20 protein-coding genes are annotated in these 18832 nt (G+C 27.4%); 10 read left to right on the top strand and 10 right to left on the bottom strand.

Features of this window, described 5'->3' with window-relative positions; genetic code table 11:
* Positions 1 to 120 precede the first annotated feature (120 nt).
* On the bottom strand, positions 121 to 597 hold the full coding sequence (locus JL105_RS10605) for a QueT transporter family protein (protein WP_132028723.1): 477 nt from the start codon (positions 595 to 597) through the stop codon (positions 121 to 123).
* Positions 598 to 888: 291 nt separating this feature from the next.
* Between JL105_RS10605 and JL105_RS10600 the strand changes: the two genes are divergently transcribed.
* Genes JL105_RS10600 through JL105_RS10595 form a run of 3 tightly spaced genes read left to right on the top strand, consistent with a single transcriptional unit; the run spans position 889 to position 2411 of the window.
* Entirely contained in the window at positions 889 to 1377 is a 489-nt protein-coding gene (locus JL105_RS10600; RefSeq protein WP_237722278.1) for a LytR/AlgR family response regulator transcription factor, read from the top strand.
* Positions 1340 to 1594, top strand: a complete 255-nt coding sequence (locus JL105_RS11490) for a LytTR family DNA-binding domain-containing protein (protein ID WP_237722277.1) — start codon at positions 1340 to 1342, stop codon at positions 1592 to 1594. Before JL105_RS10600 ends, JL105_RS11490 begins: the two co-directional genes overlap by 38 nt.
* A complete protein-coding gene (locus JL105_RS10595; protein ID WP_132028720.1) occupies positions 1581 to 2411 on the top strand; it encodes a sensor histidine kinase in 831 nt (276 codons plus the stop codon). Before JL105_RS11490 ends, JL105_RS10595 begins: the two co-directional genes overlap by 14 nt.
* On the opposite strand, the gene JL105_RS11715 is transcribed toward JL105_RS10595, so the two are convergent.
* Positions 2394 to 2456, bottom strand: a complete 63-nt coding sequence (locus JL105_RS11715; RefSeq protein ID WP_420485360.1) for an AgrD family cyclic lactone autoinducer peptide — start codon at positions 2454 to 2456, stop codon at positions 2394 to 2396. The two genes, JL105_RS10595 and JL105_RS11715, sit on opposite strands and share 18 nt — an antisense overlap.
* A 538-nt stretch (positions 2457 to 2994) precedes the next feature.
* On the opposite strand from JL105_RS11715, the gene JL105_RS10585 reads away from it, so the two are divergent.
* The 6 genes from JL105_RS10585 (at position 2995) to JL105_RS10560 (ending at position 8645) form a co-directional block, all read left to right on the top strand.
* The gene (locus tag JL105_RS10585) at positions 2995 to 3198 is read left to right on the top strand and encodes a bacteriocin (RefSeq protein ID WP_132028717.1); all 204 of its coding nucleotides are present in this window, start codon (positions 2995 to 2997) and stop codon (positions 3196 to 3198) included.
* Positions 3146 to 3397 carry a M48 family metalloprotease gene (locus JL105_RS10580; RefSeq protein WP_132028714.1) on the top strand — a complete coding sequence of 84 codons (252 nt, stop codon included), beginning with the start codon at positions 3146 to 3148 and terminating at the stop codon, positions 3395 to 3397. Before JL105_RS10585 ends, JL105_RS10580 begins: the two co-directional genes overlap by 53 nt.
* 76 nt (positions 3398 to 3473) lie before the next feature.
* Positions 3474 to 3890, top strand: coding sequence for a hypothetical protein (locus tag JL105_RS10575; RefSeq protein ID WP_132028711.1), 417 nt, complete (start codon positions 3474 to 3476; stop codon positions 3888 to 3890).
* Between the two features lie 216 nt (positions 3891 to 4106).
* Positions 4107 to 4709 carry a TetR/AcrR family transcriptional regulator gene (locus JL105_RS10570; protein ID WP_132028708.1) on the top strand — a complete coding sequence of 201 codons (603 nt, stop codon included), beginning with the start codon at positions 4107 to 4109 and terminating at the stop codon, positions 4707 to 4709.
* A gap of 100 nt (positions 4710 to 4809) precedes the next feature.
* Entirely contained in the window at positions 4810 to 6888 is a 2079-nt protein-coding gene (locus JL105_RS10565) for an efflux RND transporter permease subunit (RefSeq protein WP_132028705.1), read from the top strand.
* A 2-nt stretch (positions 6889 to 6890) separates the two neighbouring features.
* On the top strand, positions 6891 to 8645 hold the full coding sequence (locus JL105_RS10560) for a hypothetical protein (protein WP_132028702.1): 1755 nt from the start codon (positions 6891 to 6893) through the stop codon (positions 8643 to 8645).
* Positions 8646 to 8678: 33 nt separating this feature from the next.
* Here the strand turns inward: JL105_RS10560 and JL105_RS10555 are convergent, their stop codons facing one another.
* Positions 8679 to 9923 (bottom strand): MFS transporter, encoded by a 1245-nt coding sequence (locus JL105_RS10555; RefSeq protein WP_132028699.1) that lies wholly within the window; start codon positions 9921 to 9923, stop codon positions 8679 to 8681.
* A gap of 289 nt (positions 9924 to 10212) precedes the next feature.
* The gene (locus tag JL105_RS10550; RefSeq protein ID WP_132028696.1) at positions 10213 to 13134 is read right to left on the bottom strand and encodes an insulinase family protein; all 2922 of its coding nucleotides are present in this window, start codon (positions 13132 to 13134) and stop codon (positions 10213 to 10215) included.
* 411 nt (positions 13135 to 13545) lie between these two features.
* On the opposite strand from JL105_RS10550, the gene recQ reads away from it, so the two are divergent.
* A complete protein-coding gene (gene recQ / locus JL105_RS10545) occupies positions 13546 to 15714 on the top strand; it encodes a DNA helicase RecQ (RefSeq protein ID WP_132028693.1) in 2169 nt (722 codons plus the stop codon).
* Positions 15715 to 15744: 30 nt separating this feature from the next.
* Here the strand turns inward: recQ and JL105_RS11585 are convergent, their stop codons facing one another.
* The 6 genes from JL105_RS11585 to JL105_RS11580 all read right to left on the bottom strand — a co-directional run bounded on the left by JL105_RS11585 (position 15745) and on the right by JL105_RS11580 (position 18831).
* The gene (locus JL105_RS11585; RefSeq protein ID WP_273542361.1) at positions 15745 to 15876 is read right to left on the bottom strand and encodes a hypothetical protein; all 132 of its coding nucleotides are present in this window, start codon (positions 15874 to 15876) and stop codon (positions 15745 to 15747) included.
* A 102-nt stretch (positions 15877 to 15978) separates the two neighbouring features.
* Entirely contained in the window at positions 15979 to 16194 is a 216-nt protein-coding gene (locus JL105_RS10540; RefSeq protein WP_132028690.1) for a glutamate ligase domain-containing protein, read from the bottom strand.
* Positions 16191 to 16781 (bottom strand): Mur ligase family protein, encoded by a 591-nt coding sequence (locus JL105_RS10535; RefSeq protein ID WP_158280040.1) that lies wholly within the window; start codon positions 16779 to 16781, stop codon positions 16191 to 16193. Before JL105_RS10535 ends, JL105_RS10540 begins: the two co-directional genes overlap by 4 nt.
* 520 nt (positions 16782 to 17301) lie before the next feature.
* Positions 17302 to 18057: a hypothetical protein gene (locus JL105_RS10530; RefSeq protein WP_202690516.1), complete on the bottom strand. Its 756-nt coding sequence runs from the start codon at positions 18055 to 18057 to the stop codon at positions 17302 to 17304.
* Positions 18058 to 18274: 217 nt separating this feature from the next.
* Positions 18275 to 18556, bottom strand: a complete 282-nt coding sequence (locus JL105_RS10525; protein ID WP_132028684.1) for a Mur ligase domain-containing protein — start codon at positions 18554 to 18556, stop codon at positions 18275 to 18277.
* Positions 18553 to 18831, bottom strand: coding sequence for a D-alanine--D-alanine ligase (locus JL105_RS11580; RefSeq protein ID WP_273542360.1), 279 nt, complete (start codon positions 18829 to 18831; stop codon positions 18553 to 18555). The genes JL105_RS10525 and JL105_RS11580 overlap by 4 nt, the downstream gene beginning before the upstream one ends.
* Between the last annotated feature and the right edge of the window lies 1 nt (position 18832).

Genomic DNA, 18832 nt, shown 5'->3' with positions numbered 1-18832 from the left:
CAAACGTTAGGGATAATTTCTAACGTTTGGCATATATCATTTTTTCAAGGTAATTATTTTAGATTTAATTATTATTACATATTTTTTTATTTATTCTTAGTTTAGAGAAATAAGATAGGTTTAATTATCCTTCAACATTTTCATGATATAATCATTCTTCTCAATAAGTTTAAAAACAGGTACACCTATTAAACTTACTATTATAAATTCAGATAAAGCAATTTGTCCAGCTACTATAAAGAAGTTAACAGGAGTTTCTGATAATAAATATATTTCTAATCCTATGAATGCATTAAATATAGCTGGCCAGAGGCTGGCTATATATATGTTTTTAGTTTTACTCATGGAATATAATGCTAGGAAACTTAAAAAAGTACCGTATACTACATCAATTATTCCAAAAGGACTCCCTATATTAGCCAAAGCATTGCCTAAAGTTAATGGAAGTACATAAAATGGATCTATATAGGCTAATAATGTGAGTATTTCTGATACTCTAAATTGCAATGGTCCATAAGACAATGAAGAAAAAGCATAAGTCAATGCCACATATAGAGCAATCACGACTCCAGCTTTTGTAAGTTTTTTAGTATTCATAAACATCCCTCCAAGATTTTTCATCTTGGCTACCCAAATTATTAGAATAAAAAAACATCCCAAAAGGGATGTCAAATAATCCCTTGATTTTTTTAAAGTGGGTGCCAAGGAAACACTTTTTTTATTAGTTATTATAACATATCATATATAAGATATAAAAACAAGATGACGTTAAGTCTAATAGTTGTAAATAAGGTAAAGTAATTTCTAGGATATATTACATTAATTTCTTGAATATTCCATATTTATCAAATATAATGAAGTTATATAATCTAGAAAGAAGTGATTCGGATGACTAATGTACTAATTGTTGAGGATGAACCTTTAATTGCAAAGGGATTAACAACTATTATAAATTCAATAAACGAAGAAATAAGAATTAACATAACGGGATATGCAGAAAAAGCCCTAGAATATGTTAAAAACATGGATTACAATATGTTTTTATTAGATATTCAATTAAAAGACTATTCAGGATTTGATTTAGCTAAAGAAATCAGAGATATAGATAAATATAAACTAACCCCCATTGTATTTATAACAGCAATTCCTACAAGAGAACTAATGGCATTTAAAGAGATACATTGTTATGACTATATAGTAAAACCTTTTAAAGATGAGGAGGTAGAACATATTTTAAAAACCCTAATTAATTATGGGATAGAAATGGAAGAAGATACTTATATAAAAATAAAGCAGAGAGAATATTCTTACCTTATAAACGAAGATGAAATAATTTATATTGAATCTAGAAAAATTATTTATTGTAACCATAAATGAGGAGATAAGCTTATCTACCTATACTTTAAAGCAGTTAATGGACAAACTAGGGGGAAATTTTGTGCAGTGTCATAGAGGATACATAATTAATATGAACTATATAGAAAAAATTCATAAGACTGAAAATGATATTTACCTCAAAGGAGTTGAGATTCCTATACCTATAGGAAGGAAATATAAAGATTATATTAGGGGTAAGATTTATGAAATTGATTGAATTAATTATATTGGGAATATTTGATATTACAGAATATATGATGCTGTCAAATAAATTAGTTAAGGCTAAAAAAGTTCAAAATAGCAAAGCATTTAAAGGGTTAATGTTAAATTTATTTATTCTACTAGTTTCCATATTAATGCATTGGTATATAGATATTGAAGGTATTTTAAAAAATATAATTGTAATGGCCACTTTTTCTTTGGGGGCAATATATGTAAATTTTATTATGTTAAGAGATAGCCTGAAGAATGAATATGAAATAAAACAATTACAAATTTATGAAGATTATATTCCCAGAATTGATGAATTAATTAATGAAATAAGGGTTAAGCAGCATGAATTTGACAATCATATTCAAGTATTAAATATGATTGCCGTTACAAGTACAGACTATGAAGATATTGTTAATTTTAGGGAAAATTATATAAAAGAGATAGAGGTAAATAGAGATTTAGAAGATTTAATTAAACTTGATAATAAAATATTAGTAGGTTTTTTGTATAGTAAAGTAAAAAAAGCTAAGGAACTAGGAATAGATTTCTGGATAGATATAAGAGACTATGGGTTTAAATTAAAAAAAGAAAAAGATATGAATGTTATAGAAATTAAAAATAAACATCCATATCTAAGTGTAGAAAGTATCAATAAGATATTTAATAAAGGATATTTTACAAAATCAAGTAGTAAAAGAGGTTATGGATTATATAATATTAAAGAAATTATAAAAAAACATAATGGTAATATAGAAGTATTTAATGAAAAAATTGAGGGAGAAAATTATTTAGTTTTTAGAATATTATTTGGGACCTATTAATTTTTTTAGCTCATCTGGACATTTTGGTTCTCCCCAAAATACTATAGAAGCTGTATTAACAAGTGCAAATGGTGCTAATTTTAAGTATATTGGTAGTTAATGGACAAATACATATTTTATAAAATCATGTTGTTCGTCCATTTCTATAGCAATACTATAAAGAGAATGATATAGTATTAAATAATCAGAATATTATGGAATTCAAATAGAGAAGGATATTTTTAGAGAAGTAAATTTGATTATTTTATACATCTTTGAATACATTGAAAGGATTTTATCCCATATATACAAAAGGCTATATTATATAGAAACTTATATACATTTATAGAATTAAAATCATTGATTGGAGGATGATGTCAGTGATATATATAATAGTTTATGGGGATAAGTTGTTATAGAAAGAATATGAAAGACTTTCAATTAGCAACTATAAAGGATTTAGCTTATTAATGTAAAAAAATATTTTAAAAATTTTATGGAAATTAAATTATATATCTAAATTAAACATATGCAAGTAACCTAGTACTAATCGCGGAGGGGGACTTGTTTATATAAAAAACTTAGGGAGGAGAAATGAAATAGAATGGAATTAACATTGAATAGTAAATTTGAATATTTAAACGAAAATGAACTTGAGAATATTGATGGTGGTGTTGGTGTAGCAGTATTATATTTAACCGGAAAAGCAGCATTACCGTATGTAGTTGCTGGTATAAAATTTGCTGCATTCTACAATGCTTATAGGAATGGGAATAGCACTACAGTTAATTGCAAACAAATATTTTAAGAAACAAGAATTTGATGCAGATAAGTTTGCTGTGAGTATTTGCGATAATAAAGATGATTTAATAAATGCATTGAAAAAAATGGAATTGATGAATAAAGTTGAAAATAATGATGAAATAAAAGGATTTGATGTACATCCAAAATTAGAAAAGAGAATAAGCAGAATAAAAAATATATATGATAAAAATCCAATTAATTAAAAATGTTTAAAGTTCAAGGTTTGGGTGTCCAAAAATATCTTTATATTTGATACTATGTTGAATTGGAGGAATTTATATGAAAACTAAAAAAGTAGAAAATTTGAAAGAAGTTTTTTATAAAGATCTTATTATACATTTAGTCATATTAATTTTTTTAAGTGCAATATATATATTTGGATTCAAGATGGATTATGTGGATTCGGTAAAAATAATAGTTGTATTATCTTTAGCACCATTAGTCACAATGATAACTTATAAAGTACTAAAAAATGGGGATAAAGAAGAATTTAATAAGATTAAGATTTATACATTTATTTCTTCGTTTTTTTTATGGTTTGTCTCATCAGTATATTTAAATTATATAGACAGAGATAAAACTATGAGTTGGCAGAGATTAATAGTTCATATAATATTTTCTTTAATATTTTCAACTACTATTACTAGTGTGTATGTCTTTACAAGAAAAAAATGGGATGTTGAAATAAAAAAGTAACTATCTAGTTGAGGATACTGAATAATAAAAATTTTAAAAAGCAAAGGTTATACAGTAAAATAATTAATAGAATAGATATAAACAATTATCAGCATTTTTACTTTTAAAGTGAAGATGCTGCTTTAATTAATTTTAAAGATTAATAATTTTATCTAACAATCCCTTAGGAAAAAATCCATCTTCAATGGTATAATATTAACAATAGAGGTGATTAAGATGGATGATAAAAATTTAAATACTAAAGAAAAAATTTTATCTACTACCATTGAATTATACGGACTTAAGGGAGATATTACCGTAAGAGAAATTTGTGAAAAAGCTGGAGTAAATGTTGCTTCTGTAAATTATCATTTTGGTTCAAAAGATAATTTATTAAAAAAGGTAGAAAAACATTATTCTGGATTATTATTTGATATACAAAACAAAATAATAATGGATAAGATGCAAGAGCCTAGAGAAAAATTAATAGATTGGGCAGATGCATTGATGAAGTTTGTTCTAGATTATCCAGCATTAATAATGCTAGTAACAAATTTAGTTTTACAAGATAAGAGCTATAATCCAGAAATCATAGATAAAATTTTAGGGAGTATAGAGTCTAAGAAAAATATCCAAAATATAATATATTCTCTTACACATATAAACGATGAAGAAATTTTAAATTTTAAATATATACAATTATTTTCTGGAGTAATAGGACCTATTATTTTTCAAATGATACCAAATATTAAGGATACTAATAATGTGTTTATGGATTTAAATAATGAAGTAGAAAGAAAAAGATATATAGAAAACTTAGTGGATACTATAGTGAAATAATAAATATGTATTGATTTTAAAGTAAAAGAGTAATAAAATGTATTTAAACAGATGTTTAAAATAATTGTTTAAATACATTTTTTTATTTGGAGGTGATTAATTGGAAACTATAGCAAATTTCATTGTAAAACATAAAAAAATTATAATATTTTTGTACTTAATATTATGTATAGTAGCATTTATAGGAAATAGATTTGTAGAAGTGAATTATGATTTAAGTTTATATTTACCTAAAGATTTAAATTCAATTAAAGGGAAAAATATATTAGAAGAAGAGTTCGGTATAGGTGGCATTGCTTACATATTAATAAATGATGAACTTTTCTATGAAATAGAAAATATAGTGAAGGATGTCGAGACCATAGAAGGAGTAAGAGAGGTAATATGGCTTGGAACTGTAGAGGATATATTTAAACCCGAAGATTTTATGGATGAAAATATAAAAAAAGAATTTATTTCTGGAAATTCTAATTTAATCCAAATACATTTTGTCAATTCAAATGATTCATTAGAAACTGTGGAAGCTATAGAAGAAATAAAAAATATTCTAGGGGAAAAGGGGATGGTAGGCGGGCCTGCTGCTGTTTCTCACGATTTACAATATACAACAGCTAAGGAAGTAAAATATTATTCTTTATTAGCTTTTGTGATAGTTTCAATAATATTATTTTTATCTTTAGAATCTTTTATTGAACCAATATTGTTTTTTATCACTATAGGAGCAGCAATTATATTAAATATGGGGACAAATGTAATATTTGACAATATATCGTTTACTACACATTCTGTAGCAGCTATAATTCAATTAGCAGTGTCTATGGATTATTCTATATTTTTGCTGCATAGATATGTGGAGGAAAAAGGAAAGCATAAAGATAAAGAACAGGCTATGGTTGAATCGATACATAAAACTTTTATTTCAATATCATCTTCATCCTTGACTACTATTGCAGGTTTTTTAGCTCTTATGATTATGAAATATGCTATTGGGAAAGATTTAGGTATGGTTTTAGCCAAAGGAGTGTTTTTTAGCTTATTGTCTGTAGTTACTTTACTTCCAGTTTTGATTTTATTATTCGATGAAGCGATTGAAAAATATAAACATAAAGTTTATATGCCAAGTTTTAAGAAATCTGCAGCTTTTATCATAAAAAGAAAGTATATATTTTTAATAATAGCAATATTAATAGCAATACCAGCATATCTAGCTCAATCCAATATAAAATATTATTATGCTAATGAAAAAATTTTACCAGAATCTTCTGATTCTAATATAGCGATTAAGGAAATAGATAAATTATTTTCAAATAAAAATCAATTGGCTTTGATTTTACCTAAAGGAGATAAGTTAAAAGAATTTCAGCTTATAAAAGAATTAGAAGATATGGAAGGAGTAGTAGATGTAAAAGGATTGTATTCCATGGTAGATGTAGTAATTCCAGAAACTTTTATACCAGAAGATGTTAAAGGTAATTTTCAATCAGAGAACTATTCTTTAATCAATATAAATTTAAATTTGCCAATGGAAGGAGATATTACTAAGGAAAGTTTAAATAAAATTAAAACAAAAGTATCCAATTATTATGAAGAATGGTATCTAACTGGAGAATCGGCTATATATTCTGATTTACAGAAGACTACAGCAAAAGATTTTAAAAATGTAAATATACTATCTATAATTTTAATATCTAGCATAATTTTAATTGCATTTAAATCTATATCAATTCCTTTAATTTTAGTTTTTATTATTCAGTTAGGAATTTGGATTAATTTAGCCATTCCGTATATACAAGGAACAGAACTAAATTTTATTAGTTTTATAATAATAGGAGCTATACAACTAGGTGCAACAGTAGATTATGCAATATTATTTACATCTAGATATAAAGAAAATTTAGAAATAATTAGTAATCGAAATGATGCATCAATTCAAACAATAAAGGATACGGGAAGATCTATACTTACGTCAGCATTAATACTATTTACTGGTACTTTTAGTGTGTATTTGATTACAAGCATGTCCAATACTAAGGAATTAACTCTTTTAATAGGTAGAGGAGCTATTATATCTTTAATTTTGGTTTTAATGGTCCTTCCATCTTTATTGATTATGTTCGATAAAATTATTAGGGTTAGCACTTTTAATTGGTCTGAAATTAATGACAGAAGGAGGCGATAATTTTGAGAAAAATAGTTTCTATCTTAATAATATTGAGTTTAATATTTTCTGGATTTTCTATAGGATTTGCAGAAGTTTTTAAGGATGAAACTATATATACAAACTTAGACTATAATGGAAATCCTCAAAAGATTGTAGTAGTCAATAGAATTCATGGTGATATTCAAAATGAATATCAAGATAAATATTATATTGATTATGGGAAATATGACAATATATATGTATTGGTAGATGATGTTGAACCAATTATAGAAAAAGATAAAATAAAGTGGCCTTTAGAAGGATTAAAAGATAATGATATATATTATGAAGCAAGTATAAAAAAGGAATTACCTATGAAAATAAATATTAAATATTTCTTAGATGGGAAAGAAATCACAGGAGAAGAACTAGCAGGGAAATCAGGCAACTTAAAAATAGATATATCCATAGAAAATGAAAACAATTTGACTACTCAAATTCAAGTACCTCTTAATTTAGATATTTTTTCTAATATTAAAGTAGAAAATGGAACAATTTCTGTAGTAGGTAAAACTATGACAGTTGTATTTACTCATTTACCTATTGGAGATGGGAAATTTAGTATAGAGGCTAAAGGGGAAAATATAGAATTAGATTCAATTTTAATTTCCTCGATTAATTCTAAAATGCCAGTATCAGAAGATTTAGAGGATTTTTCATCAGGGATTGATGAAATGGCAGAAGGTTTTAATGAATTAGAGGAAGGGTCTAAAGAATTAAGTAAAGGGACGTTTCGTTTAAAAGATGGTTTAAAGGTTTTAGCAGATGGAATTAGTGAATTTTATTCTGGCTTTAGCCAGGTAAATAGCAAAACTAAAGAAATATCTAAAGGTTTTAATCAGTTTAATTTAGGTTTTAAAACTTTAAAGGAGAGCATAGGAGATTTAGTAAAGGGAATTGGAGAATTAAATTATGGATTACAAACAATTGGTGAAAAAAGCAGTGGTATTAAAGATGGCTTATTTCAATTAAAAGAAGGAACATCTAATTTAGATGATGGATTAAAGGAATTAAATAATGGTATTACTACTCTTAATTCCAATCATAAACAATTAGTAGAATTAGCTAAATCTTTACAAAATAGCCAAGATCCAAGGGTAAAAGCATTGGCAGAAGGAGTAATTGGTGAAGGAGTGGCTATTGGGAATTTAAGTAGTGGATTAGATGAAAGTTATAAAGGTATGAATGCTATTTCAGAAAATAGCAATAAATTGTATCTAGGCTATATTGAATACAATAATGGATTAAATGAAATACTTGGAGGATATAATGAATTAAATGAAAAACTTCAACCATTGCCTAAGGAATTAGACAATATGTATAGTGGTCATATTCAATTAACTAATGGATTAGACACATTGTTTGAAGGTCTAAATTCAATGGATGATGGAATTTCAAAAATAAATAACAATACAAAAACCCTTCCAGATAAAGTACAGGAATTAGCTGAAGGTCAAGAGGAATTGACTAAGGGAATATCTAAAATAAATGATGAAGGTATAAGTAAAATAAAATACACTGTTGAAATATTTGCAGAAAAAGGGGAAGACACTGAAGACAACTATACTTCTTTTGTAGATAGTAGAAATGTAAATAATTCCACTTGCCAATTTGTAATGAAAACACCGGCAATAAAAATAGAAAGCTCTGAAAGACAAGTAAAAATTGAAGAAAAAAATGATAAAAGTTTTTGGGAAAGATTTTTAGATTTATTTAGAGGTAAAACAGGAGAGTAATTCTCCTGTTTTTGTTGTGTACTATCCTCAATGCTATGCTACCCTATGCTTGTCCTTTAAGAAGAAAAATATACTTGCGGTAATTCTAAGTAAACCAATTATCACTAATGAAATTTTTATATTAGTAGCTTCTTTTAAAGCTATTCCCATCATTGGAGCTATGGCAGAGATTACTGCAATAAATGTATTATATATGGCAATATAGATTGTTCTATTTTCTTTAGGAGTTACTTCTAGTAATTGATTAAATAAAATTAAAGTAGTACCTGCTACAGAAATGCCTATTATTATATTAAATAATACAAGTTGTTTTATGGTGCTGGATAGTGCGTATAATATTGGAGTGATTCCCATTCCAAATATAGCTATACTTAGTGCAAAGCTATTTCCTTTTTTATCGGCAAATTTAGCCCATTTAGTATAAGCGATTACAGAAGAAATACTACTTGCAATAGAAAGAGCACTTAGGTGGATTTCATTTGCCTTTAGTACTTTAATAGAATATATATTAAATAATGGCTGGGCTCCCATCCATCCTATATTAAAAAATAGGGAACAAAGGGTAAAAATTATAAAATCTTTTTCTTTTGGAATTTGTTTAAGGGTTTCTTTTAAAGAGTCAATATACTTATGATGGTTATTTCTATCTTTTTTTATGCCTTTAAATTTAAAATAAGCTATTACTTCTCCCAAAGATACTACAAAGGCTATAACGAAAAATATTTGATATAAAAATATAGTTTCATCGTTGTTTTTAGGTATTTTTGTGAGTAACATTCCCGATATAAAAGTAACTATCATACTAAATATAGTTGCATATCTATTTCTAAGACCCATGGCTAATCCTCTTTCTCTAGGAAGGAATACATCCCCAATGCTTGATTGATATCCCATGGTTCCAATTGAACCAGGTAAGTTCATAAGTCCTACTAATATAACAAACAAGTTGGCACGATTGAGATTATAAAAAAATGGGACTGCAGCAAGTAATAAATAAAAAAATTTATGTATTAACATTATAGTTCCAGTTACTTGTTTTTTATTGTTACTACTTTCTATAAGTATTGCTCCTGGTATAAAAGCAAATATACTTACAAAATGGGGTAGAGAAGTAAGAAGACCTATTTGATAATCAGTAGCTCCTAATCGTTCAGCAAATTTTGCAAAGTATGGATTAACTAAATTTAATGCTACAGTAGCACAAATACCACATATAATGTTTATTTTAGTATTATATTTAATAAGTTCTTCGTCATAAGAAAAACAACTCTTTTCCATAATACCACCTTCTTAATAAAAGTTAGTGACAAGGACATTATACATTAGTGATTGATTAATTTCTACACTTAAAGACAAAATTATTTATTTTATTCTCAATTTATTAAATAAATAGACAAATCATTTAATATATAATTAAAAAATGTTGATTTTCTATAATTTTTCAAAATGTTTTTAGATATTCCATAAAATACATAAAAAACAGAGTATGTCTTAAGACATACTCTGTTTTTAAAACTTTGATTAATTTTCTTAACTTAATAATACTGGCATATATACTGGATTTTTATTATTTCTTTAACTTTACAAGCTTATTGAACAGATCTTTATTTTCTTTAATTTTGTACTCATTACCCAATACGCATAAGTAGTTTTCTTTCATTGTATCTTCTAGGAGTGAAGCATAAGCCTTAATATTTTCTAGTTTTGTATTTAGTACTTCATCTCTAGTTTTTTGTATATCTTCTTGAGTTATATGGGAAATATACCTACTGGTAGCTAATTGTCCTTTACCATGAGGAGTCATTGCAGGATCTAGACGGCTTATAGTCCCTATAATATAGTTACTTAGTTCTGATTCATCTATATCTAGGTTTCTTATATATTCTCCCATATTGTCATAGGCATCTATACTTTCTTTTAAATTTGGATCTCTATAAGAGTAAGTAGTTAGATGACCAGTTCTATCTATTGTTATGCCTGCTCCATAGGCACCGCCTTGGGCTCTAATTCTATTATGAAGATAATCTCCATTAAGAATGGTAGCTAATACATTCATATTTCCACTGTATTCATATCCAAGTTTTTTAAAATTGTATCCTTTAGATACGTATTGAACATTAGCGGAAGATAATATACCTTCATTTAATTTTTGTTCAATAAAATCAAAATTTTTAGAGGTTAAATTTTCTTTATCTAGATTGTTGATAACTATTGGAAGGCTTTTTTTCGTTAAATCTAAATCTTCCTTATCTCCTGTAAAGCTTATAATTAAATTGTTTGCATTGAATATATCATTATATACCTTGTTTAAATTATCTAAAATATCCTGACTATTATTATCAAATTCTTCAATAATATGAGATATGAACCAGTAATAATCTAAACCTTTAAGTTTTTCTGCATATTTCATTGAAGGTGAAAAATAAGAATTTACCCTTAAAGAAGTAAAAATATTTCCCATATTGAATATACTCATTTCTATTCTAGACTTAATTTGTTGTATTAGTTCTTTGATTCGATTTGTATCTTCAATCTTAGATTGAGTGAGTATTTCATTTATCAATTCCATCATTTTATTGATATTATTTCCCACAGCTTTGCCACTTACTATAAATTTGGGATAGAATATTTCATTATTATCATTTTCTATATAAATATTGGCACCAAAATTTATTCCACCTGTATGTATATATATGTCATTTTCAAGTTCTGAGTAATCTCTAACTTGAGTATCTATTTTCCCTAAGATCCCTGCTAACAAGCTTATATATGGAATCAAATTTTCTTCTACTACGGAAGTATCAAAGTAAAAGTCTACATAAGATACTTTACTGGTAAATATATTGTGAGAAAGAAGAGTAATATCTTTAAATTTTATTATTTCTTGTGGAATTATTTCTGCTTTTTTATCTACATCGGATAAAGATAACTTAGGTATAGTTGCTTTAGCTTCAGGAGTATCATCTGATAGCTGCATTTTTTTAAGTTCTTTATTTTGTTTTATTAAATCTTCAATTTCTTTATCGCTAAGAGATTTCTTAAATTTAGCCAATTTTTCTTTTAATGCCCTATCCTTTTCTTCTTGTAGACCTTTTTTAGGTTCTACAATGACCATAGAACTGTGGGGATTTTTGATTAAACGTTCTTCAATAAATTTTTCAAAATATCCTGTGTCTATGTTTTTTCTTAGTTTGTTTATAGTATCTTCATATTGAAGATGAGCAGTTGGACTACCATCATATAACCAACTATCCATAGATTGTATATTATATAACAATCCTTTTGTTGGGAAATTGCCAGCTTCTCGTAAATTATATTCTACAATGTTGATAGAAGCTTCTATTAATTTTTTATCAATTCCTTTTTCGACTAGTTTTTTTAGAGTATCAAAAACTATGTTTTCAAATTTTTCTTTTTTATTTGAGGAAGTATTTTTAGCCACTATACCAAAGCCAGGTTGTATTCCTCCTACATTTATGGAAAAGACATCTTCTCCAATATTATCTTGAAGTAGAGCTTTTTTTATTGGTGCTCCTTCTAATTCAATTAACATTAAACGTAGTATATCAGTCATTAAATAAGTTTCTGGGTTGGTATTTTCACCTAAAACAAAATTTAAGCTTAAGTAAGAGCGATTTTTATCATCTTCATCTTTTAAAATTGGATAATATGCTAATATTTCTTTCCTCTTTTGGAAGGGTTTTTGTGCATCTATATGGGAATCTATATCTTTTTTATTAAAATTAGATAGATAATCTTTATCAATATGTTCTAAATATTTTTCAATATTTCCATTGCCATATACATATATATAACTATTTGATGGATGATAAAATCGTTTATGAAAATCTAAAAATTCCTCATAAGTAAGTTCTGGTATCACATCTGGATTTCCTCCAGATGAATATTTATAGCAAGTATCTGGATAAAGGGATTTACTAATTTCTTCATCTAAAATTGTTTCTGGAGATGAGTAAGCTCCTTTCATTTCATTATACACGACTCCTTTATATACTATAGGATCTTCTTTGTTAAATATTTCATAATGCCATCCTTCTTGCATAAATATTTTAGGTTCTTCATATATTCTTGGATAAAATACAGCATCTAAATATACATCCATCAAATTAAAAAAATCTTTGTCATTTCTACTTGCTACTGGATATAGAGTTTTATCGCTAAAAGTAATGGCATTTATAAATGTTTGTAAGGAACCTTTTACCATATCCATGAAAGGCTCTTTAGTCCTATATTTTCTAGAGCCTGATAGAACACTGTGTTCTATTATATGAGGAACTCCTGTACTATTTGGGGGTGGAGTTCTAAAACCTACGGAAAACACTTTGTTATCATCATTGTTTTCTAAGTGTAATAGTTTTGCACCAGATTTTTCATGAGTAAAAATTCGTGCAATGGATTGAATTTCTTTTATTTCATATTCTTCTTTTAGATTAAATCCGTAATATTTTTTACCTACTTGAAAGTTCATTTTTCAACCTCCTATTTAATGATGTTATAGTTAAAAAACTATATTTTTTAAAACATAACGATATTTATATTGATTTCAAATAATTTTAAAAGCCTCCTTTCTTTAAATATAAAAGATATCATGTTTGATAATATTATTTTATCCATTAAAGTATTTAAAATTTGTTAATTTTGAGAAAATTATAATACTATTATCTATGATTATATCATATATTTTGTAGGTTTTATATTATTTCTATTTAGAAAGTATTGTTGAAAATGAAAGGATATAAAATAAATGTTATAATGAAAATATGATATTTATGCAATAATAACATGAGTTTAAATAGGATTATAGTAAGTATATTGTCTATAATAGTTTACTTTTTCGAATTTATGTTATAGATAAAGTTCATAGGAGGCAGTGAAATATATGGATATTAAGCATGCATTGAAGACCTATTTTGGGTATGATGAATTTAAGAAAGGACAACAAAAATTAATAGAAGAAACTTTAAAAGGAAGAGATGTTTTAGGGGTAATGCCTACTGGTGGTGGCAAGTCCCTTTGTTATCAATTGCCTGCTATTTTATTCGATGGGGTAACCCTAGTCATCTCTCCCCTAATATCCTTGATGAAAGATCAAGTGGATTCACTAGAGGAAATAGGTATAGAGGGGACTTATATAAATAGTACTTTAGACCAGAAAGAGCAGTATCATAGAATAGAGGATGTTAAAAATGGAAAGTACAAAATAGTATATGTGGCACCAGAGAGATTGAATACATATCAATTTCTAAATTTGGTAAAGGATATAGATATTTCCATGGTTGCTGTAGATGAAGCTCACTGTATAAGCCAATGGGGGCATGATTTTAGACCTAGTTATCTTGAGATACCTAGATTTATTAATAGCTTAAACAAAAGGCCTGTGGTATCAGCCTATACTGCTACTGCTACCAAAGAAATAGTAGATGAGATAAATAGATTAATAGGATTAAGAAATCCATTGATATCCGTGGTGGGATTTGATAGACCTAATTTGTTTTATCAAGTAGTGAAGGCTAGGGATAAATTTACCTACTTAATTGAGTATTTAGAGAATAATTTTCAACAGGAGTCTGGAATAATATACTGTGCTACTAGGAAGACCGTAGAATCTTTGACTAGAAGATTGCAGGATAAGAATATATCGGCTGTAGCTTATCATGGTGGAATGCCAGATGATATACGACATAGGAATCAAGAGGACTTTATACATAATCGAACTAGAATAATTGTAGCTACTAATGCATTTGGTCTAGGTATAGACAAGCCAGATATTAGATTTGTTATTCATTATAATATGCCTAAAAATATGGAGGCTTATTATCAAGAGGCAGGGAGAGCAGGAAGGGATGGAAAGCCTAGCGATTGTATACTTCTCTATTCCCCAGGGGATATAGTTAAACAAAAGTATTTAATTCAAAATAGTACCTATTCTCCAGAAAGGGAGCTTATGTTGTATGAAAACCTTCAGTATTTAGTAGATTATTGTAATACTAATGATTGCCTACGGAATAATATATTGAGTTATTTTGGGGAAGAAATAGAAGATGAAAAATGTAATAATTGTGGAAATTGTTTGAGTCAATCAGAAATGGTAGATATTACAATAGAAGCTCAGAAGATTCTCTCTTGTATATATAGGGTTCGAGAAAAATATGGAGTAACAATGATAACTCAAATATTAAGGGGATCTAAAAGTAAGAGGATATTAGAATTAGGTTTAGATAATTTATCTACTTATGGGATTATGAGAGAGTATACTGAACCTGCTTTGAAAGAAATAATTATGACTTTAGTATCCATGGACTACATTCACATGACAGCGGACAAGTATCCGGTTTTAAAATTAACTTCAGCTTCTATTCAAGTATTAAAAGGAGAGGTAAAGGTATTTCATAAAAAGGATCTTCTAGAAGCAAAACAAATTATCAAAAAAAGAACTTTGGATTTAGATTACATAGATGAAAATTATGATGAGGAATTGTTTGAGGAGTTGAGGGAGTATAGATATAGATTGGCTCAACAAAAAGGTGTAGCTCCATTTATAATATTTCATGACTCAACTTTAAAGGAGATGGCTACCTACTTTCCTCAAGATAAAGAGCAGTTTTTAAATATTAAAGGTGTAGGTATAAAAAAATATGAAAACTATGGAGAATATTTTATCAATATCATAAAAGATTATGTGGATATAAATAAAATAGATACCTCTAATATCAAAAGGGTAGAGATAGAAAAACAAATAAAAGAAGGATCCAAGGATAGATATGATTTAACTTATGAGTACTATCTAGAAGGTTTGTCCCTAGAGGAGATTGCTAAAAAGAGAGATTTTACTATAGATACTATAATTAAGCATTTAGAAAAGTGTGAAAAAAGGGGTGATAGGATAGATTGGTCTAGATTTATAGATGATCCTAATAAAGAGAAAAAGATACTATGGGCTATAGATGAAATAGGATTAGATAGATTAAAACCCATAAAAGATGTTCTTCCTGAATACATAAGTTATGGAGATATTAAAATAGTCATTATAAAAAATAAACTAAAATAAATCGGTGAAGAATTCTTCACCGATAATATCTCAAACTACTTCATCTTTGGATAGGATTACTTCTTTTTGTAATCTTTCCACTGCCTCTTCTAGCTCCAAAGGTCTAGAAGCCTTAATCAATATAATGGATTTAGGCTTGATGACCTTTTCTAATTTTTCCACTAGTTGAGTTTTATTATTACAGGATATTATTTTATCCTTATCAAAATTTATTCCAGCTGTTTTGGCAACATGCTCTGCTAAGGGTCCAATAGTAAATAAATATTATATCTCTTTAGGATTTATTTTTTCCCCAATTTCTTCATGCATTTTAATTTCTTCATCTCCAAGCCCAAGCATGTCACCGATTACGGCTATCTTTTGTTCATATTGTTTCATACTATATAGAGTGTCCAGTGCAGCTAATAGGCTAGAGGGGTTAGATTTATAAGAATCGTTTAATATGGTAAATCCTTCTGCAAATACTAGTTCATTTCTCATACCAGTTTTCTCCACATGGTATAGACCTTCTTGGATAGACTCATTGGTATATTAAAATACCTAGCTATTGCAATGGCTCCTGTTGCATTTAGCATATTGTGACTTCCTAGCATTGGTAAAAAGTAATCCTGTTCATAAGGAGATTTTAACTTAAAGGATATACCATTTTCATCTACCATATTTAATTCGCAGCGATAATCATTAGTTTTTTCTATACCATAGGTCAATATCCTTTGATTGATATTGATTTCTTTAATTATTTTACTAAGTATTAGATCATCTCCATAGTATATAAATATTCCTTCTTTATTTAAACCTTCTAGAATTTCCAATTTTGCTTTTGCTATATTTTCTTTAGTCTTCAATCCCTCTAGATGAGCTTCGCCAATGTTAGTTATCATGGCTACATCGGGTTTAACTATAGAGGTCAATAGAGATATCTGTCCAAAATTGTCGGTACCCATTTCAATAACGGTCATTTCAGTATCCTCATCTAGATTTAAAATAGTAAGGGGTGTACCTATATGATTATTTAGGTTCCCAAGGGTTTTTTGAGTTTTATATTTAGTATTTAATAGGCTAGCCAAAATATCCTTTGTTGAGGTTTTTCCATTGCTGCCAGTTATACCGATTACTTTTACATCTAATTGATTCCGGTATTCTTTTGCTAAGTTTTGAAGAGCTTTTAAGGTGTCCTCTACCAGTATTATAGGAAAATTAGTTAGTTGCAGAATAGAATTTTAAAATTATGAAAGGTTATCCACAACAGAAGGTGAGAATATTCCATAAAACTATGTAGGTATATAAGTTATACACAAAAAAGAGTATAGCAAAATAAAGGTTTAATAAACCTTTGAAAAAATAATTATTTAATTAAATAATTTAAATTAGTCTATGCAACTAAAGATTTAATTGCAAGAGGATTCTTATGGTTTTCTGTCTTAACCATAAGAATAAAGGCAACTAATTGAGAAATACAAGCAAGTAAAACATCAGTTTTTAAAGATATAGTATTTCTAACTTTAGATGTTTTAATTTGTATAAAATTTTTAATTTGAGAAATAGATCTTTCACAGATAGTTCTAAGTCTATATAATTTTTGCCATTTTAAGCTATCGCGTGGGATAGAGGAATTAAAGCGATAATTGTGGTGTATATAGGTAGAGAAGAATCATATGGGCAAAGAGGAACACCTACATCATTGAATCCAGGCTGAGCTAAATCTGATGAATTACGAGGATTTAAGTTAATAATAGGCATAATCTTTTTTTCGTGAAGATAGGCATAATTATCATCAGCATCAAAACCAGAATCACCTAAAAAATATTTATAAGAGAAATTAGGATGTAGTTGAAAATATGTTTCAAGAGTAGGAATTGGCGACTTAGAATCATAAGAATCTTTTATATCCTTAGGACTTAAATCTAAATCAAGATTATTGTCAGAATCATAGAAGTTGACGTTTCTAACAAGACCAAGAGCGTTAGTAGAAACAGAACATTTCAAATAATATCCAAAATGACCATTAAGATAAGCAAGCTTTGCATCTGGGTTAGAATTAGCGTACTTAGGCATTTGCCCTTGAGCATATTTTTCAACGTCAAAGTTTGAGTTAAGATTATCCTTCGCGATCCTCTTAGAATAAGCTTTAGCTTTTCTAAGTTCAGACTGATAAAATTTGGGATTATTCTCAGTGACATAAGCTTCAAATCCAGTAGTATCAGTAATTAAGATAGAAGATAAAAAAGGATTAATTTTTTGAGAAATTTCTTCAGTATAATCGACTAAATTATTAAACAGGTCATTAAGATTATCAAAGTTTAGAATAATATTTTTGATAAAAAGAAAATGGAATAAAATCATTAATATTAATGAATTCGTCTAATAAAGAAAATAAAGTATCTTGATTTTGATTATAAAACTTATCAAAATCAGTAGAAATATCACAGAAGTTTAATTGTTTAGCTGAAATTGGCATAAGTTTCTCCTTTCATTTTTGGTTTTAGTTTTAAATGCCTTGTTAATATATATACCCAAAAATGGGGGAAACTTAGCCATTTCAATAAATTAAATTTAGTATTTATGCGAGTTGTAGAATTCTGCAACGAGCTATTATAGGAAAATCTAAAGGGGGTATTGGTTCACTTTTTGCCCATAAAGTAGCAATAGCTCCGTTTTCTATTGCTTTTTCTAAAAAATTATGTCCATTAAAGTTTTCTCCGATTAATGTGATAAAAAGTTGCCCTTTTTTTATACTTCTAGAATCTGTAGATATTCCTTCAATATAGATTTCCTCATATTCTTCTGCTAAATTAAAGCCTTTAGCCATTTTTTCTATTTCTTTTAATTTACGCCTTATCATTCTTCAACGCTCCTCGTATATAGTATAGCTTTTTTTTGTTGATATCTTTCAAAGGCTAAATTTATTAGCCATTCGATTAACTCAGCATAGGTAGTACCATTGGTGGCTTCCCATAGAACTGGTGTCATACTTAGTGGGGTAAATCCTGGCATGGTATTTATTTCATTGACCAATACATCATTATCATCAGTAACAAATATATCTACTCTAGCAAGACCATAACAATTTAGCACCTTGAATACTTTAACTGCTATTTCCTTTACCTTATTTGCCACA

Source organism: Keratinibaculum paraultunense, assembly GCF_016767175.1.
Taxonomy (GTDB): Bacteria; Bacillota; Clostridia; order Tissierellales; family Tepidimicrobiaceae; genus Keratinibaculum; species Keratinibaculum paraultunense.
Note: the sequence above shows the minus strand (reverse complement) of the source record. Positions and strands in the feature narration are given on the sequence as shown.

What these genes read in the sequence shown, in the direction of transcription:
- JL105_RS10570 (WP_132028708.1), top strand. Translation starts at nt 4,107, where the DNA reads ATGGATGATAAAAATTTAAATACTAAAGAAAAAATTTTATCTACTACC.
- JL105_RS10555 (WP_132028699.1), bottom strand. Translation starts at nt 9,923, where the DNA reads ATGGAAAAGAGTTGTTTTTCTTATGACGAAGAACTTATTAAATATAAT.
- JL105_RS10540 (WP_132028690.1), bottom strand. Translation starts at nt 16,194, where the DNA reads ATGAGAAATGAACTAGTATTTGCAGAAGGATTTACCATATTAAACGAT.
- JL105_RS10600 (WP_237722278.1), top strand. Translation starts at nt 889, where the DNA reads ATGACTAATGTACTAATTGTTGAGGATGAACCTTTAATTGCAAAGGGA.
- JL105_RS10550 (WP_132028696.1), bottom strand. Translation starts at nt 13,134, where the DNA reads ATGAACTTTCAAGTAGGTAAAAAATATTACGGATTTAATCTAAAAGAA.
- JL105_RS10530 (WP_202690516.1), bottom strand. Translation starts at nt 18,057, where the DNA reads ATGATTTTATTCCATTTTCTTTTTATCAAAAATATTATTCTAAACTTT.
- JL105_RS10575 (WP_132028711.1), top strand. Translation starts at nt 3,474, where the DNA reads ATGAAAACTAAAAAAGTAGAAAATTTGAAAGAAGTTTTTTATAAAGAT.
- recQ (WP_132028693.1), top strand. Translation starts at nt 13,546, where the DNA reads ATGGATATTAAGCATGCATTGAAGACCTATTTTGGGTATGATGAATTT.
- JL105_RS10525 (WP_132028684.1), bottom strand. Translation starts at nt 18,556, where the DNA reads ATGATAAGGCGTAAATTAAAAGAAATAGAAAAAATGGCTAAAGGCTTT.
- JL105_RS10580 (WP_132028714.1), top strand. Translation starts at nt 3,146, where the DNA reads ATGCTTATAGGAATGGGAATAGCACTACAGTTAATTGCAAACAAATAT.
- JL105_RS10595 (WP_132028720.1), top strand. Translation starts at nt 1,581, where the DNA reads ATGAAATTGATTGAATTAATTATATTGGGAATATTTGATATTACAGAA.
- JL105_RS10605 (WP_132028723.1), bottom strand. Translation starts at nt 597, where the DNA reads ATGAATACTAAAAAACTTACAAAAGCTGGAGTCGTGATTGCTCTATAT.
- JL105_RS10585 (WP_132028717.1), top strand. Translation starts at nt 2,995, where the DNA reads ATGGAATTAACATTGAATAGTAAATTTGAATATTTAAACGAAAATGAA.